The organism is Citrobacter amalonaticus, assembly GCF_037053465.1.
GTDB lineage: Bacteria > Pseudomonadota > Gammaproteobacteria > Enterobacterales > Enterobacteriaceae > Citrobacter_A > Citrobacter_A amalonaticus_H.
The window spans coordinates 524413-542527 of the sequence record NZ_JBALIF010000002.1; the positions used below are offsets into that span (position 1 = coordinate 524413).

General features: G+C 54.1%; 14 protein-coding genes. 7 read left to right on the forward strand and 7 right to left on the reverse strand.

Features of this window, described 5'->3' with window-relative positions:
• Positions 1-48 precede the first annotated feature (48 nt).
• The 4 genes from WB371_RS05325 (at position 49) to ybaK (ending at position 4935) form a co-directional block, all read left to right on the forward strand.
• Complete coding sequence (locus WB371_RS05325) at positions 49-762, forward strand: MgtC/SapB family protein (RefSeq protein ID WP_336219047.1); 714 nt, start codon at positions 49-51, stop codon at positions 760-762.
• A gap of 91 nt (positions 763-853) precedes the next feature.
• On the forward strand, positions 854-3358 hold the full coding sequence (gene copA / locus WB371_RS05330) for a copper-exporting P-type ATPase CopA (protein ID WP_336219048.1): 2505 nt from the start codon (positions 854-856) through the stop codon (positions 3356-3358).
• A gap of 101 nt (positions 3359-3459) precedes the next feature.
• Complete coding sequence (locus tag WB371_RS05335) at positions 3460-4254, forward strand: TraB/GumN family protein (RefSeq protein WP_336219049.1); 795 nt, start codon at positions 3460-3462, stop codon at positions 4252-4254.
• 201 nt (positions 4255-4455) lie between these two features.
• The gene (gene ybaK, locus WB371_RS05340; RefSeq protein WP_336219050.1) at positions 4456-4935 is read left to right on the forward strand and encodes a Cys-tRNA(Pro)/Cys-tRNA(Cys) deacylase YbaK; all 480 of its coding nucleotides are present in this window, start codon (positions 4456-4458) and stop codon (positions 4933-4935) included.
• A gap of 103 nt (positions 4936-5038) precedes the next feature.
• Here ybaK and ushA read toward each other — a convergent pair whose 3' ends face one another.
• The gene (gene ushA / locus WB371_RS05345; RefSeq protein ID WP_336219051.1) at positions 5039-6691 is read right to left on the reverse strand and encodes a bifunctional UDP-sugar hydrolase/5'-nucleotidase UshA; all 1653 of its coding nucleotides are present in this window, start codon (positions 6689-6691) and stop codon (positions 5039-5041) included.
• 220 nt (positions 6692-6911) lie between these two features.
• On the opposite strand from ushA, the gene fsr reads away from it, so the two are divergent.
• Complete coding sequence (fsr, locus tag WB371_RS05350) at positions 6912-8132, forward strand: fosmidomycin MFS transporter (RefSeq protein ID WP_336219052.1); 1221 nt, start codon at positions 6912-6914, stop codon at positions 8130-8132.
• 214 nt (positions 8133-8346) lie between these two features.
• The gene (gene ybaL, locus WB371_RS05355) at positions 8347-10023 is read left to right on the forward strand and encodes a YbaL family putative K(+) efflux transporter (RefSeq protein ID WP_336219053.1); all 1677 of its coding nucleotides are present in this window, start codon (positions 8347-8349) and stop codon (positions 10021-10023) included.
• 735 nt (positions 10024-10758) lie between these two features.
• Here ybaL and gsk read toward each other — a convergent pair.
• Positions 10759-12063 carry an inosine/guanosine kinase gene (gene gsk / locus WB371_RS05360; protein ID WP_336219054.1) on the reverse strand — a complete coding sequence of 435 codons (1305 nt, stop codon included), beginning with the start codon at positions 12061-12063 and terminating at the stop codon, positions 10759-10761.
• Positions 12064-12204: 141 nt separating this feature from the next.
• Here gsk and aes point away from each other — a divergent pair, with 141 nt between their 5' ends.
• A complete protein-coding gene (gene aes / locus WB371_RS05365; RefSeq protein ID WP_336219055.1) occupies positions 12205-13164 on the forward strand; it encodes an acetyl esterase in 960 nt (319 codons plus the stop codon).
• Here aes and hemH read toward each other — a convergent pair.
• From hemH to WB371_RS05390, 5 genes are all read right to left on the reverse strand, one after another.
• Positions 13161-14123 (reverse strand): ferrochelatase, encoded by a 963-nt coding sequence (gene hemH / locus WB371_RS05370; protein ID WP_336219056.1) that lies wholly within the window; start codon positions 14121-14123, stop codon positions 13161-13163. The genes aes and hemH overlap by 4 nt on opposite strands.
• A 184-nt stretch (positions 14124-14307) precedes the next feature.
• Positions 14308-14952, reverse strand: coding sequence for an adenylate kinase (adk, locus tag WB371_RS05375; RefSeq protein WP_336219057.1), 645 nt, complete (start codon positions 14950-14952; stop codon positions 14308-14310).
• Between the two features lie 224 nt (positions 14953-15176).
• Positions 15177-17051, reverse strand: a complete 1875-nt coding sequence (gene htpG, locus WB371_RS05380) for a molecular chaperone HtpG (RefSeq protein WP_336219058.1) — start codon at positions 17049-17051, stop codon at positions 15177-15179.
• Positions 17052-17161: 110 nt separating this feature from the next.
• Entirely contained in the window at positions 17162-17767 is a 606-nt protein-coding gene (recR, locus tag WB371_RS05385; protein WP_336219059.1) for a recombination mediator RecR, read from the reverse strand.
• The gene (locus WB371_RS05390; protein ID WP_001515903.1) at positions 17767-18096 is read right to left on the reverse strand and encodes a YbaB/EbfC family nucleoid-associated protein; all 330 of its coding nucleotides are present in this window, start codon (positions 18094-18096) and stop codon (positions 17767-17769) included. The genes recR and WB371_RS05390 overlap by 1 nt, the downstream gene beginning before the upstream one ends.
• Between the last annotated feature and the right edge of the window lie 19 nt (positions 18097-18115).

Genomic DNA, 18115 nt, shown 5'->3' on the forward strand with positions numbered 1-18115 from the left:
AAAAGAGACCTACCTACGCTGCTTGAGGTGAGTTTTTCCGGAGGAAATATGAATACATTATCCTTCCTCTTATTCGGTGAAGGAGAATCTCTCTTTATTACACTGAGCAAAATTTGCGTCGCATTTATCCTGGGTGGCATCATCGGCCTTGAAAGAGAATCAAAGGGAAAGCCCGTCGGATTTAAAACTTGCGTCATTATTTCTGTCGCCAGTTGTGTACTGACAATCGTCTCCATCCAGTCAGCAGAATATTACGCTGAAATATCAATGAATATACGTAGTGACCCGATGCGTCTGGCTGCACAAATTATCAGTGGCGTCGGCTTTCTTGGAGCGGGAGTCATCCTGCACCGCCACGATGACGCCATATCCGGATTGACCACCGCCGCCATCGTTTGGGCTTCCGCTGGAGTGGGCATTACCAGTGGCGCCGGTTTTTATGTGCATGCCCTGCTTGCTACGGGTTTGTTCCTGCTGGCCATAAAACTCAGCTACTTTGTGATCTTTTTACAAACTAAGAATCAATTACCGGGAAAAGTAAAAATTCGCATTATTCTTGACGAAAAAGCAGGATTACAAACGCTGGTGGAAAGTATTAATCAGCAAAAAAACATTATTGAAGCGATTACCATCCGCGATGTGAAAAAGGGAAAAATAGAGGTTAACCTCAAGGTCGTGATTAGAAAGAAAATGACCCTGCCGGAACTCTACAATAACCTTTCAACACTTGAACACGTTTGTGCTATTGCCCTGGAACACTAAAAAAAGAAAAACAAACGCCTTGACCTTCCCCTTGCTGGAAGGTTTAACCTTTATCACAGTCAGTTAATACCTGTAATAAAGGAGTGTTGTTATGTCGCAAACTATCGACCTGACCCTGGACGGCCTGTCCTGTGGTCACTGCGTCAAACGCGTAAAAGAAAGCCTTGAGCAGCGCCCGGACGTTGAACAAGCGGACGTCACCGTGACCGAAGCGCACGTCATCGGCACTGCCAGCGCTGAGCAGCTCATCGACACCATCAAACAAGCCGGGTACGGCGCAGAGTTAAGCCACCCAAAGGCTAAACCGCTGGCGGAGTCATCAATCCCGTCGGAAGCACTGACAGCGGTCCCTCCTGAGCTTCCGGCAGCGACGGCTGATGATGATGACAGCCAACAGCTGCTGTTAAGCGGCATGAGCTGCGCCAGTTGCGTCTCCCGGGTGCAAAACGCGCTGCAAAGCGTACCAGGAGTGACGCAGGCACGGGTTAACCTCGCGGAACGCACAGCCCTGGTCATGGGCAGTGCGTCCGCCGCAGAATTAGTCCAGGCGGTGGAAAAAGCCGGCTACGGCGCGGAAGCCATCGAAGATGACATCAAACGCCGTGAACGCCAGCAGGAAACCGCCATCGCCACCATGAAACGCTTCCGCTGGCAGGCGATTGTCGCCCTGCTGGTGGGGGTTCCTGTCATGGTCTGGGGAATGATGGGCGACAACATGATGGTGACCGCCGATAACCGCAGCCTGTGGCTGACCATCGGCCTGGTAACCCTGGCCGTGATGGTCTTTGCGGGCGGACATTTTTACCGTAGCGCGTGGAAGAGCCTGATGAACGGCACCGCCACCATGGACACGCTTGTCGCGCTCGGCACCGGTGTGGCCTGGCTCTATTCGATGAGCGTCAACCTGTGGCCGCAATGGTTCCCGATGGAGGCGCGTCATCTCTATTACGAAGCCAGCGCGATGATCATTGGTCTGATTAACCTCGGACACATGCTGGAAGCCCGGGCGCGTCAACGCTCGTCGAAGGCACTGGAAAAATTACTCGATCTCACGCCGCCCACGGCCCGTGTCGTTACCGAAGAGGGCGAAAAAAGCGTACCGCTGGCTGAAGTACAACCGGGGATGCTGTTGCGCCAGACCACCGGCGACCGCGTCCCGGTTGACGGTGAAATCACGCAGGGTGAAGCATGGCTCGATGAAGCGATGTTAACCGGTGAACCCGTTCCGCAGCAGAAAGGGGAAGGTGACAGCGTTCATGCCGGCACCGTGGTGCAGGATGGCAGCGTATTGTTCCGCGCCAGCGCGGTAGGCAGCCACACTACCCTGTCACGCATTATCCGCATGGTGCGCCAGGCGCAGAGCAGTAAGCCGGAAATCGGTCAGATGGCCGACAAAATTTCCGCCGTCTTTGTCCCGGTCGTGGTGATAATTGCGCTGCTAAGCGCCGGTATCTGGTACTTCTTTGGTCCGGCACCGCAAATTGTCTATACCCTGGTGATTGCCACCACGGTGCTGATTATCGCCTGCCCCTGCGCGCTGGGTCTGGCGACGCCTATGTCGATCATTTCCGGCGTGGGCCGTGCGGCAGAGTTTGGTGTCCTGGTTCGGGATGCCGATGCCCTGCAACGCGCCAGTACGCTGGATACCGTCGTCTTCGACAAAACCGGGACGCTGACCGAAGGTAAACCCCAGGTGGTCGCGGTTAAAACAACTGGCACAGTTGACGAAGCACAAGCGTTACGCCTGGCGGCGGCGCTGGAACAAGGTTCCAGCCACCCACTGGCTCGGGCCATTCTCGACAAAGCGGGAGATATCGGCTTGCCGCAGGTCAACGGCTTCCGTACCCTGCGCGGATTAGGCGTCAGCGGGGAAGCGGAAGGGCATACGCTACTGCTGGGCAACCAGGCCCTGCTTAATGAACAGCAGGTAGACACTACTGAGCTGGAAGCGGAGATGTCGGCTCAGGCGTCTCAGGGGGCGACCCCCGTGCTGCTGGCGGTTGACGGCAAAGCCGCAGCGCTTCTGTCCATACGCGATCCGCTACGTAGCGACAGCGTGGCAGCGTTGCAGCGCCTGCATCGCGCCGGCTATCGACTGGTGATGTTGACTGGCGATAACCCGACAACGGCGAATGCCATTGCTAAAGAGGCTGGCATTGATGAGGTGATTGCAGGCGTTTTGCCAGACGGCAAAGCCGACGCCATCAAACGGCTGCAAGGCCAGGGGCGTCAGGTGGCGATGGTTGGCGACGGCATCAACGATGCGCCCGCACTGGCGCAAGCGGATGTCGGGATCGCAATGGGCGGCGGCAGCGATGTGGCCATCGAAACAGCCGCAATTACATTAATGCGTCACAGTCTGATGGGCGTGGCGGATGCGCTGTCCATCTCCCGCGCCACGCTGCGAAACATGAAGCAAAACCTGCTTGGCGCGTTTATCTACAACAGCATCGGTATTCCTGTTGCCGCCGGGATTCTGTGGCCGTTCACCGGTACGTTGCTGAACCCGGTGGTTGCTGGTGCAGCGATGGCGCTCTCGTCCATTACGGTGGTGAGCAACGCAAACCGACTGCTGCGCTTTAAACCGAAAGAGTAAGCGATACCGGATGGGGGTGCTAAAGCACTGCCATCCGGCAATTCACACATTGCACACCCCTGGGTCACGCGTTAGCATGGGCTTCTGATTAGGGAGGCCGTATGGATCTGTTTTACCGGGTAAAAACGTTTTTCGCTGCGCTGCGCAGCAATCACTATACCTGGCCCGCCATTGACGTTTCGTTACCCGGCAATCGCCACTTCCATCTGATTGGCAGTATTCATATGGGGAGCCGTGAAATGGCTCCTTTGCCTGCAAGATTGCTTAAAAAGCTCAAACACGCCGATGCGTTAATTGTGGAGGCCGACGTCTCCGGCAATGATACGCCCTTCGCCAATTTGCCTGAGTTTGCCGCCCTGGAAGAACGCATCAGCGACGAGCTGTTGCGCAATTTGCATAACATGACCGATGAACTGGGGATCTCCCCTTCCCTGTTTTCTACACAACCGCTGTGGCAAATCGCGATGGTGCTACAGGCTACCCAGGCGCAGCAACTGGGGTTGCGCCCGGAATATGGCATTGACTACCAGCTATTGCAGGCCGCGAAAAAGGCAGAAAAACCGGTGATTGAGCTGGAAGGCGCCGCCAGCCAGATAACGTTGCTGTGCGAACTGCCGGATAACGGCCTGGCGCTGCTGGAAGATACCTTGACCCACTGGCATACCAACGCCCGTTTGCTGCAACAAATGATGAGCTGGTGGCTGACCACGCCGCCGCAGGATAATCATCTGATGCTCCCGAACACCTTCAGCCCGTCGCTGTACGACGTTCTGATGCATCAACGAAACATTGCGTGGCAAAATAAGCTGTCGGCGCTGCCTGCGGGCCATTATGTGGTGGCTGTCGGTGCGCTACATCTTTATGGAGAAGGAAATTTGCCGGAACTGTTGCGATAAAAAAGTGGCCAATATTTCTATTGGCCCGTCAAAGAGGAATTTCATCTTTATTATTATGCCGTCGTTTAATACGACGGTGTATGTCGATTGTCGCTCAAACTCTGCATCCTGCCAATACAATTGCGCAAGATGGTACTATTTTTTAGACAATCATCAGAGGTACGCTTGACTCGTCATTTGGTTTAGCCAGGAAAAATTGCTATGACACCCGCCGTAAAATTACTTGAAAAAAACAAAGTTACCTTTCAGATCCACACCTATGAACACGATCCGGCCGAAACCAACTTCGGCGATGAGGTGGTACGCAAGTTAGGACTCAATCCCGATCGGGTATACAAAACGCTGCTGGTTGCGGTTAATGGCGATATGAAACATCTGGCGGTTGCCGTGACGCCCGTCGCCGGACAACTGGATCTGAAGAAAGTCGCCAAAGCCCTCGGCGCGAAAAAAGTCGACATGGCCGATCCGCTGGTAGCGCAACGCACCACCGGGTATCTGGTAGGAGGAATTAGCCCGCTGGGACAGAAAAAGCGCCTGCCGACGTTGATTGACGCGCCAGCCCGGACGTTTGACACCATTTATGTCTCAGGCGGCAAACGCGGACTGGATATCGAACTGGCGGCAGGCGATTTAGCGACCATTCTGGATGCTAAATTTGCCGATATCGCCCGCCGGGACTAAATGCGTAGTTGTGCCGGATGGCGCTACGCTTATCAGGCCTGGAAACCACGCTGACCTGTAGGCCGGATAAGGTGCCAGCACCGCCATCCGGCACTCTAGCCTGTTACTGCCAGTTCACTTCCCCCTTCGGTTCATAAGCGTTCACATCTAACGGTGAATTCTGCTGGATGAACGCCTTCAGCACTTCCGCATCAATGAAGCCAGTGTTCACGTAGCCCGGTTTATTATCAATTCGCGGATAGCCGTCGCCGCCGGTCGCGTTAAAGCTCAGCGTCGCCATACGATAGGTTTTGGCCGGATCAACCGCTTCGCCTTTGATTTTCAGATCGCTGAGTTTACCGTCTTTTGCCACAAAACTGACGTTAGCAAACTGCGGATAAGCACCAGAGTCTGGCTTCATTTGCGCCACCGCCGTCAGGTAATCAATGACCTCTTTGCCCGTCATATCGGCATACACCACAACGTTGCCGAACGGCTGAACCTTGAGCACACTTTTATAGGTGATATCGCCGCCTTCAATCGAGTCGCGAATACCGCCGCCGCTCATGACGCCGAAATCTGCGCCGGTACGCGCGATTTGCGCGGCCAGAATCAAGTGTCCCATATTGGTCTGGACAAAGCGAACCTTGCTGCGATCCCCTTCCAGACGACCATTCACCGCGCCAATCTTCACATCCAGTTGCGCTTTGCCCTTATTCTGGAAGGGCGTCAGCAGCGAGAGCATTTGCGGATTCTCAGCGATTTCCGGGGTGTAAAGTACGCGCTCACTTTTCCCGTCTTCCCAGGTCACTTTTTTCTTCAGGTTTACGGGAATCAACTGGTAGTTGACCATTTTCATTTCGCCATTGCGGAACTCAAAGTCGGCGCGACCAACGTATTTTCCCCATTCATGGGCCTGAACAATCCAGATACCGTTCTGTTTGTCCGGCGCGCACGGGGTGCCCGGAACGTAATCCACCTGCTTTTTGTTTTCGGAGGCCATGCACACCGGGTCCTGTGAGTGACCACCCACAATCATTGCCAGCGCCCCCGCAGGCAGGCTACGCGCCATTTCAACATCCCCCGGCGCATTCGAACCATGATTGCCATTGTCATAATGTCCCATATGAGTGGTGGCAATAATGACATCGGGTTTTTCATTCATTTGCAGTTCCTGAATCACCAGCTTCGCCTCTTCCGCTGGCTTGCGGAATTCGATATCGGTAAAGAATTCAGGGTTGCCGATCTTTGCCGTATCATCGGTGGTTAACCCGATGACCGCGATTTTCAGATCCTGGCGCTTAAAAATGGCCCACGGTTTGAACAGACGCTCGCCGGTGCTTTTCTGGTAGATGTTGGCAGAGAGAAACGGGAACTTCGCCCATGTTTCCTGTTGGCGCAAAACGGTAAGCGGATTATCAAATTCGTGGTTACCGACCGCCATCGCGTCATAGCCAATCAGGTTCATCCCGCGAAAATCAGGTTCGGCATCCTGTAAATCCGATTCAGGTACGCCGGTATTGATATCACCGCCGGACAACAGCAGCACGCTGCCCCCTTCGGCCGCCACCTCCCTGCGGATCCCGTCCACCAGCGTTTTTTGCGCCGACAGGCCATATTCACCATATTCATTGCGCCAGAAATGACCATGATGATCGTTGGTATGCAGAATAGTGATTTTATAGGTTTTATCTTTCTCGTATGCCTGAACAGGCTGACTTGCCAGCGTGAATGCGGCGAATAGTGCCAGCACCACACTCCGTTTCAAAAATTTCATGCTGCTCTCCCTGACTCAATCTCAACGGCTGAAATTACATTTATCTGAAATAATAGTCGAATAAGTTTTCAGAATTGAGACTTCCTTCAAACCGCGTCCGCAGGTATGTTAGTCAGGTAATAATCACAATAACGATATTCCCCTATGCGCAACACCTTTTACGCTGCACGTCAGTAAGAGATAGCGCGTAACATCGCAAATCAGACAGAAGTGATTTTCTATGGCAATGAGTGAACAAACCCAGCCAGCGCCTGGCGCGTCTGCGTCAGTGGCTAAAGCACGTACGTCGTTTGGTATTTTAGGCGCCATCAGCCTTTCCCACTTGCTAAACGATATGATCCAGTCGTTAATTCTGGCGATCTACCCGCTACTGCAATCAGAATTCTCGCTGACCTTTATGCAGATAGGGATGATTACCCTGACTTTCCAGTTGGCCTCCTCGCTACTGCAACCGGTGGTCGGTTACTGGACCGATAAATACCCGATGCCCTGGTCGCTGCCGATCGGCATGTGCTTTACATTGAGCGGTCTGGTACTGCTGGCGCTGGCGGGAAGTTTTGGCACCGTACTGTTAGCCGCAGCGCTGGTCGGTACGGGTTCTTCGGTCTTCCACCCGGAATCCTCTCGTGTGGCGCGCATGGCGTCAGGCGGACGTCACGGCCTCGCGCAGTCCATCTTCCAGGTAGGGGGGAACTTCGGCAGCTCGCTCGGTCCGTTGCTGGCTGCAGTGATTATCGCCCCCTACGGAAAAGGAAACGTGGCGTGGTTTGTTCTTGCCGCCCTGCTGGCGATTGTGGTTCTGGCGCAGATTAGCCGCTGGTATGCCGCGCAGCACCGCATGAGCAAAGGTAAACCAAAAGCAACCGTTATCAATCCGCTCCCGCACAACAAGGTGGTACTGGCCGTTAGCGTTCTGCTGGTCCTGATTTTCTCAAAATACTTCTATATGGCGAGCATCAGCAGCTATTACACCTTTTATCTGATGCAAAAATTCGGATTGTCGGTACAAAACGCACAGATTCACTTGTTTGCCTTCCTGTTTGCCGTTGCCGCAGGAACGGTGATCGGCGGGCCTTTGGGCGATAAAATTGGCAGAAAATATGTCATTTGGGGCTCCATCCTTGGCGTTGCGCCATTTACGCTTATTTTACCGTACGCAACCCTGCACTGGACCGGGATTTTAACCGTGATAATTGGTTTTATCCTCGCATCAGCCTTTTCCGCCATACTGGTGTATGCCCAGGAACTTCTGCCGGGTCGTATCGGCATGGTTTCCGGTCTGTTTTTCGGTTTTGCCTTTGGGATGGGAGGCCTGGGAGCTGCGGTGTTAGGTCTGATTGCCGACCACACCAGCATCGACTTAGTCTATAAAATCTGTGCTTTCCTGCCACTTTTGGGGATACTGACCATATTCTTACCTGATAACCGGCATAAAGCCTGAGTTTTTTGCGGCTAAAGCTAAACTTTAGCCGCGCGTTTTACCAGTGGCCATAAGCCTTTGCCCTCCCTGCTGACCTCGCGTTTTCCGATCCGTGCTTTTTTGCTGCCAAATTGCAGTTTTCTTTAAAATTCAACAATTATTCATAAACATAATAATCAAAATTGTCATAAACTATTACCTGGAATTGTGGAAATCAGCTACCAAAGGAGACGGAATGCATCACGCCACCCCGCTTATCACCACCATTGTTGGCGGCCTTGTGCTCGCTTTTATACTCGGCATGCTTGCCAACAAACTGCGTATTTCTCCTCTGGTGGGATATCTGTTAGCGGGCGTTCTGGCCGGTCCATTCACCCCTGGCTTTGTGGCTGATACGAAACTGGCGCCGGAGCTTGCCGAGCTCGGCGTTATTCTGCTGATGTTCGGTGTGGGTTTGCACTTTTCGCTGAAGGATTTGATGGCGGTAAAGTCGATTGCCATTCCCGGCGCGATCGCCCAGATAGCCGTGGCGACGCTGCTGGGTATGGCCCTCTCCGCCGTCATGGGCTGGTCGCTGATGACCGGCATCGTTTTTGGTTTATGTCTTTCAACCGCCAGTACCGTGGTGCTACTGCGCGCGCTTGAGGAACGACAGCTCGTTGACAGTCAGCGAGGGCAAATAGCCATCGGCTGGCTGATTGTTGAAGATCTGGTGATGGTCCTGACGCTGGTTCTCTTACCTGCTGTCGCGGGAATGGTCGAAAAAGGCAACGTTGGTTTCGCCACGCTGGCGGTCGATATGGGGATTACCATCGGTAAGGTTGTCGCCTTTATCGCCATTATGATGCTGGTAGGACGCCGTCTCGTGCCGTGGATTATGGCCCGTAGCGCCGCAACCGGTTCGCGTGAACTGTTTACCCTTTCCGTACTGGCGCTGGCGCTGGGCATCGCTTTTGGCGCGGTCGAACTGTTCGACGTCTCCTTCGCGCTGGGCGCGTTTTTTGCCGGGATGGTACTGAACGAATCAGAGCTAAGCCACCGCGCCGCTCACGACACACTGCCGCTACGTGACGCCTTCGCCGTGCTGTTCTTCGTCTCTGTTGGTATGCTGTTCGACCCGCTGATTCTGATCCAACAGCCGCTGGCGGTGCTGGCGACGCTGGCGATTATCATCTTTGGTAAATCCGTTGCCGCGTTCTTCCTTGTTCGTCTGTTTGGTCACTCGCCGCGTACCGCGCTGACCATCGCCGCCAGCCTGGCGCAGATTGGTGAGTTCGCCTTTATTCTCGCCGGTCTCGGCATGGCGTTGAACCTGCTGCCGCAGGAAGGGCAAAATCTGGTACTGGCGGGCGCGATTTTGTCGATTATGCTCAACCCGGTGCTGTTTGCCTTGCTGGAAAAGTACCTGTCGAAAACCGAAACGCTGGAAGAACAAACCCTCGAAGAAGCTATCGAGGAAGAGAAACAGATCCCGGTGGATATCTGTAACCATGCGCTGCTGGTCGGCTTTGGCCGCGTCGGGAGCCTGCTGGGTGAAAAACTGATGGCGGCGGGAATGCCTCTGGTGGTGATCGAGACTTCACGCACCCGTGTGGATGAACTGCGCGAACGCGGGATCCGCGCGGTGCTGGGCAATGCAGCCAACGAAGAGATCATGAGCCTGGCGCATCTGGAATGTGCCCGCTGGCTGATTCTCACTATCCCGAACGGCTATGAGGCGGGTGAAATTGTTGCTTCTGCGCGAGAGAAATGCCCGAATATTGAGATTATCGCCCGCGCCCATTATGACGATGAGGTGGAGTACATTACCGAACGTGGGGCGAATCAGGTGGTAATGGGCGAGCGTGAAATCGCCCGCACTATGCTGGAACTGCTGGAAACTCCGCCAGCCGGGGAAGTGGTAACGGGGTGACGTCGCTTACCGCGCCTGGGCAAACGGTAGGCCGGATAAGGTGTTTACACCGCCATCCGGCATGATGACTCAACGAGCCCGGTAATTTTGCCTGATGGCGCTTCACTTATCAGGCCTACGTGATGACTGGGCAAACGGTAGGCCGGATAAGGTGTTTACGCCGCCATCCGGCATGATGGCTCAACGAGCCCGGTAATTTTGCCTGATGGCGCTTCACTTATCAGGCCTACGTGATGACTGGACAATCGGTAGGCCGGATAGGACGTTTACGCCGCCATCCGGCATGATGACTCAACGAGCCCGGTAATTTTGCCTGATGGCGCTTCACTTATCAGGCCTACGTGATGACTGGACAATCGGTAGGCCGGATAAGGTGTTTACACCGTCATCCGGCATGATGGCTCAACGAGCCCGGTAATTTTGCCTGATGGCGCTTCACTTATCAGGCCTACGTGATGACTGGACAATCGGTAGGCCGGATAAGGTGTTTACACCGCCATCCGGCATGATGACTCAACGAGCCCGGTAATTTTGCCTGATGGCGCTTCGCTTATCAGGCCTACGTGATGACTGGACAATCGGTAGGCCGGATAAGGTGTTTACACCGTCATCCGGCATGATGACTCAACGAGCCCGGTAATTTTGCCTGATGACGCTTCGCTTATCAGGCCTACGTGATGACTGGACAATCGGTAGGCCGGATAAGGTGTTTACACCGTCATCCGGCATGATGATTTAACGATCCCAGTAAGCCTCTTCAAGACTATCCTCACGCTCCGGCAATCCTCGCGTCAGACGTGGGGAGTGCTGATTCAACACCTGATAACTCACGCGATTGGCATACTTGCACACCTGCGCCAGTGACGAATAGGTCAACCAGGTAAATTTATGCTTGCTGGAGTTCGGTACATTGGTGCGGTGATAGCTGTTGGCGGTGATATCGTGCAGCAGCGCCGCCAGTGCGCCATCGCCTGCGCCGTTGGTGTTCATGATCTTTTCCGGACCGCCCATGTACGGGGCAATATGGGAGTAGACGCGCAGCGGATGAGTGCAATCTTTATGGCGCATTGCGCGGCTGAATTCATACTGGTTGAACTCGGCGATTGCGCCCGGCAGTAACGGATGCTGCGTTTTACGTTTGACTTCATCTTCGGTAAAGCCCGCCATATATAACCCAACCGGTCCGGCGGTACACAACACCAGATCGACCCAGTCCAGCGCTTTGTCTGACGCCAGTAGTGGATCGTTTTCGCCTGTTAAGGCTTCGGCTTCTTCTTCATTCATCGCCAGAATAGAGACGTTCTCTTTGAGGAATGCCTGCCACCACTGCGGGTTATCGGCGATAACAAATTTCGTACCGAGCGTCAGTACCACCGGAACATTGTGCTTTTTGGCATATTCAATGGCCTTCATCGTGGCTTCCGGCATCGGTTCACCCGGCTTGCAGCGTACCAGATAGGAGGTCAAGACCAGCGCCGACGCCCCGGCAATCACCGATTCAGGAATGCTTTCCGCACGCAGTTGGTTCATATGCCCGGGGCTTATCGCAAACGTCCGTTCGCCGGACTCGCCAATCAGGGTAAAACAACGACCAATCGGTCCGTCAACGCCTTGCAGGTAGTTGAGGTCAGTCCGGCTGGAGGTATTGCATAAATACCGGTAGGCGTAGCTGCCGATTTCGATATTGCTGCACATGACGCCCAGCAACACCGAACGGTCATCCGCCAGCACCGAGTAGTTGTGCATGGTGTTACCAATGGTGCCGCCAGCAAACTGATGGGTGATCAGGTTTTCCCGCACCAGTTCCTGATACAGCGCTTCCGCAACCTCATCCTCAATAACCAAAGAATGCCCGGCGCTCAGCCCGTAACGCTGGACAAACGCGTCATCCACTTTCGCTTCGATATCCACCAGCGTCTGATCGATCCCCACCACCCACGCGGCGCTGGTTTCGTTTTCAGGTTGGAACTGTTGCAGCAGCGGGTCGCGCGCGTTGACGGGAAAATAGTGTTTGGATTTACGTTTACCGGGAAATTTCATGGCTGTTTTATAAGGTGGCTAACTGAGCGGTGCATGGTAGCACATTCCCCCTGGTACGACAGAGTTTCAATATCAGACGATCGGATCGCAGTTTGCCTGCTGGAAGTTTTTACAATGGTTTATTTTCACAAGGAGCGTTTTATGAAAGCGGAAAATAAACTTCCCGTCCTCAAACGCATTTCAGACGAGATGCAAGCCGTGCTGAATGTTCATCAGGACGATCTGCCCCCCTGGCCGCCCGCAGACGATTTCAACGCAATGCGCCAGCACTACATTCTGGAACGACGCTTCTGGAACGCGGGCGCACCGCACATGGAGACGCGTGAATACGCGATCCCAACGTCCTGGGGAGAGGTCACAACGCGTCTTTATTGTCCCACGCCTGAAACACCGGCGACCCTCTTCTATCTCCACGGCGGCGGTTTTATTCTCGGCAATCTGGACACCCACGACCGCATTATGCGTCTGCTGGCAAGCTATACGCAGTGTACGGTGGTGGGTATTGATTATTCCCTTTCGCCAGAGGCGCGTTTTCCCCAGGCCATCGAAGAGACTATTGCCGTCTGCCAGTTTTTTCATCAGCAGGCGGAGGATTATCAGTTAAATATGACCAACATTGGTTTTGCCGGTGATTCCGCAGGTGCCATGCTGGCGCTTGCCTGCGCGTTATGGCTGCGCGATAAACAGATAGACTGTGGCAAGGTCGCGGGCGTACTGCTGTGGTACGGCCTGTACGGTTTACAGGATTCAGTCAGTCGCCGCTTGCTGGGCGGCGACTGGGACGGGCTGAGCCGTGAGGATCTACAAATGTACGAGGAGGCTTACCTGCGCGATGCCGACGATCGCGAATCGCCGTACTATTGTCTGTTTAACAACGATCTGACGCGCGACGTTCCGCCCTGCTTTATCGCCGGTGCGGAATTCGATCCGCTGATCGACGACAGTCGCCTGCTTTACCAGATGCTTGCAGCGCACCAGCAACCCTGTGAATACAAACTGTACCCGGGTACGCTACATGCCTTTCTTCACTACTCGCGAATGATGAAATCAGCCGATGATGCGTTGCAGGACGGCGCGCGATTCTTCCGTTCGCGGCTTTAGCGATACGCCGCCGTCAGTTTTAACATCATGTCGATATGTTCCGGCGTGGCGTTCAGCGCCGGAATGTATTCATACTTTTTACCGCCAGCTTCAAGGAAGATCTCTTTATTCTGTACAGCGATTTCTTCCAGCGTTTCCAGACAGTCAGCCGCAAAGCCGGGACACATCACCTGAATGTGATCGGTTCCCTTCTCACCCAGCATCTTGAGCGTTTCGTCGGTATAGGGCGTCAGCCACGGTTCACGACCAAAACGTGACTGGAAGGTCATCATAACTTTCTCTGGTGGCAGACCGAGCACAGAAACCAGTTCACGCGTGGTGTCGCGACAGCGTTGCGGATAATCATCGCCTTCATCCGCATAGCGCTGCGGGATACCGTGATACGACAGCAGCAGCAAATCCGGCTCGCCGTGCGTCTCAAATGACGCCCGCACGCTGTTCGCCAGCGCGTCAATATAAGCCCGGTCAGCAGCGTAGTCACGAATAAACGAAATCCCCGGAATATGACGTTTAGGCGCAAGAATACGCGCCAGTTCATCCCAAACCGCAGCAACCGTTGAGCAGGAATATTGCGGGTACAGCGGTAGTACGACGATGTGATCAACGTGATGGGCCAGCAGTTCCTCTACAGCGCTTTTAAGCGATGGCGAACCATAGCTCATGCCCAGCGCAACCGGTGTGTCTGGTAAACGTTCTGCAAGCGCCTGCTGCTGTTGACGGCTGTAGACCATTAACGGCGACCCGCCTTCCATCCAGACAGACTGGTAAAGCTTCGCCACACGCGGTGCGCGCAGCGGCAAAATTACACCGCGCAGTAACGGCCACCACAGCAGGCGGGGAGTATCAACAACGCGCCTGTCGCTTAAAAACTGTTTGAGATAGCGTTTGACTGCCGCAGGAGTGGGGGCATCAGGAGTCCCAAGATTTGCCAGCAGAATACCGGTTTTCGTCTGACGCATTACCGCCTCTTATCGATTCAACTTGTTGATAATTGTAGCGGAAAAGAAAGGAAGAAGAACTAATTGCTGTGAGAGGTCGTGCAGATAGTTGCCTGATGGCGCTACGCTTATCAGGCCTACAACGAAGAAATGTAGCAGTTGTAGGCCGGATAAGGTGCTTGCACCGCCATCCGGCAAAACGGCATTAACCGAGGATTTTTTCCAGGGCGGCACGCACTTCAGCCACGGCCTGAGTACCGTCAACTTTCGCGTATTTCGTGTTACCTGCTGCCGCTTCTTTCTGGTAGTAACCAATCAGCGGCGCGGTCATCTGATGGTATTCCACCAGACGTTTACGTACGGTTTCTTCCTGATCGTCTTTACGCGTGGTCAGCTCTTCGCCCGTCACATCGTCTTTACCTTCCACTTTCGGCGGATTGAATTTGATGTGGTAAACGCGGCCAGAAGCGGCGTGAACGCGACGGCCCACAATGCGGTCAACGATCAGTTCATCCGGTACGTCGAATTCGAGAACATAATCCACCACGATACCCGCGTCTTTCATGGCATCAGCCTGCGGAATGGTACGTGGGAAGCCATCTAACAGAAAACCGTTACGGCAATCTTCCTGCGCAATGCGCTCTTTGACCAGCGCGATCACCAGCTCATCCGTCACCAGCTTACCGGCATCCATGATGTCTTTCGCTTTCTTGCCCAGCTCGGAGCCAGATTTCACGGCGGCACGCAGCATATCACCGGTGGAGATCTGCGGAATACCATATTTCTCCATGATGAACTGAGCCTGAGTTCCTTTACCCGCGCCCGGAGCGCCAAGCAGAATGATACGCATTACGAAAATCCCCTTAAAGGTTGTCGAATTTAAAAAAAGCGCTAAACGATACCACCATCACGCACTTGGCTCAAGGAAGCGGGATCAGGCTGAAACGGTTAATGAGGGGAAGAGGCGCGAAAAAAAGCCGGATGGCGGTGCAAGCACCTTATCCGGCCTGTAAAAACAAATTTAAACCACTGGCCGGATAAGCGTCAGCGCCATCCGGCATTACAACGCTGCTATCAGGACACCAGCAACTGATTCATGCGGCGAATAAACTGGTTCGGATCTTCCAGCGTGCCACGCTCGGCTAACAGCGCCTGATCCAATAGCAGTTCCACCCACTCTTTGAACTGGGCGTCATCCTGAGTATCCGCCGTGCGTTTCACCAGCATGTGATCCGGATTAAGCTCAAAGATGTATTTCACGTCAGGAACGGCCTGACCCGCAGCGGCAAACAGTTTTGCCATCTGGGTACTCATTTCGTCTGCATCGGTGGTGACAATCGCCGGCGTGTCGGTCAGACGGTGCGTCAGACGTACATCTTTAACCCGGTCGCCCAGCAGCGTTTTCACACGCTCAACAAACGGAGTCAGCGCTTTTTCCGCTTCTTTTGCGCTTTCGTCGACGTCATCTGCCAGCTTATCAATTGATTCATCCGCTTTCGCAACAGACTGGAACACCTTACCGTCAAACTCGGTCAGGTAGTTCATCATCCACTCGTCGATGCGATCGGAGAGCAGCAGTACTTCAATGCCTTTCTTACGCAGCAGTTCCAGGTGCGGGCTGCTCTTCGCCGCCGCGTAGCTGTCTGCCGTAATGTAGTAAATCTTCTCCTGCCCTTCTTTCATGCGGGAGACGTACTCTTCCAGCGAAACGGTCTGCGCTGAAGAGTCGGTATGGGTTGACGCAAAACGCATCAGTTTGGCGATGGTTTCCTGGTTGGCGTGATCTTCCGCCGGGCCTTCTTTCAGCACCAGGCCGAACTGCTGCCAGAACGTCTGGTATTTTTCCGCATCGTCTTTTGCCAGTTTTTCCAGCATCTGCAAAACACGTTTGGTCAATGCGCTACGCAGATTGCGGGTCACCGTGCTGTCCTGCAGGATTTCACGAGAGACGTTCAGCGGCAGATCGTTGGAGTCGATAAGCCCACGTACGAAACGCAGGTAGTTCGGCATAAACTGCTCAGCGTCATCCATGATAAACACACGCTGAACGTACAGTTTCAGACCGTGTTTATGATCGCGGTTCCACATGTCCCACGGCGCCTGGGACGGGATATACAGCAGGCTGGTGTACTCCTGCTTCCCTTCCACACGGTTGTGGCTCCAGGTCAGCGGATCGGTAAAGTCGTGCGCGATGTGCTTGTAGAATTCCTTGTACTCGTCGTCTTTAATTTCGGACTTATTACGGGTCCACAGCGCCTGTGCTTTATTGATTTTTTCCCAGGAAATGACGGTTTCGCCGTCTTTCTCTTCCTGTTTTTCAATCTCAACCGGCAGCGCGATATGGTCGGAATATTTGCTGATGATGGAACGTACGCGCCAGTCATCCAGGAACTCATCTTCCCCTTCACGCAGATGGAGGGTGATTTCCGTCCCGCGATCCTCTTTCGTGATATCGGCAACGGTGTATTCGCCTTCGCCCGCAGATTCCCAGAACACGCCGTTCTCTGGCTTATCACCGGCCGCGCGGGTGCGAACAGTAACTTTATCCGCAACGATAAACGCGGAATAGAAGCCGACGCCAAACTGACCAATCAACTGGCTGTCTTTCGCCTGATCGGATCCCATGGATTCGAGGAAGGATTTGGTTCCGGACTTCGCGATGGTCCCCAAATGATCGATGACATCATCACGGTTCATCCCCACGCCGTTATCGGCAATGGTTAACGTACGCTTATCTTTATCGAAGGAGACGCGCACGCGCAGTTCACCGTCACCTTCATAAAGGTCCGGGTTTGACAGCGCGCGAAAACGCAGCTTGTCTGCCGCGTCTGAGGCGTTAGAGATAAGCTCACGCAGGAAGATTTCTTTGTTGGAATAGAGAGAATGGATCATCAGGTGCAGAAGCTGTTTTACCTCTGACTGAAAACCACGAGTTTCTTGTCCTTTCATGTAGGAAGCCCTCAATAATGCCATATTCAATGGGATTAACACGTTGAGGGGGAAATGGGGACAGGCGGGGAAAATTTCAAGCGGAGGTCGCGAGTACGACCTCCGTTTGTTCAGAATTTAATCTTGTGGCGTCCTGCCAGAGAGTGCGACAGCGTGGTGCCGTCAACCATCTCCAGCTCACCGCCAACGGGGACACCGTGAGCGATACGGCTGGCCTCAACGTCATATTGCGCGCAGAGTTCAGCAATGTAGTTCGCGGTGGCTTCTCCTTCGACCGTCGGATTGGTCGCGAGGATCACTTCGCTGAGCGTTTCCGCGGAGAGCCGCTGTTCGAGCCTGTCGAGCCCAATATCATCCGGCCCGATGCCATCGAGCGGAGATAAATGCCCCATCAGCACAAAGTAACGCCCGGAAAACTGCCCGGTCTGCTCAATCGCGTAGATGTCTGCCGGACTCTCAACCACACAAATCTGACCGTTCTCCTGACGACGCGGATTCGAGCAGATGTTGCATACGTCCTGTTCGGTGAAGGTGCGGCAATCGGCACAGTGACCGATTTCTGACATCGCCCGGGTGAGCGCTTGCGCCAGACGCATCCCGCCGCTGCGGTCACGCTGAAGCAGCGTAAACGCCATGCGCTGCGCCGACTTCGGGCCAACGCCCGGTAGACTGCGCAGTGCTTCCATAAGCTGAGTTAACAGCGGGCTGGTTTGCATCAGAACGGCATCTTAAAGCCTGGCGGCAGTTGCATACCGGAGGAGACAGAGGCCATTTTTTCTTTCTGGGTCTCTTCAATGCGACGGGCGGCATCGTTAAACGCGGCAGCGACCAGATCCTCCAGCATCTCTTTGTCATCTTCGAGCAGGCTTGGGTCGATCTCCACGCGACGGCAGTTATGCGCGCCGTTAATGGTCACTTTCACCAGACCCGCACCGGATTCACCGGTCACTTCCAGCTTCGCGATTTCTTCCTGCATCTGCTGCATTTTTTCCTGCATCTGCTGGGCCTGTTTCATCAGGTTACCCAGACCGCCTTTACCAAACATAGGCTTCTCTCTCAATCAC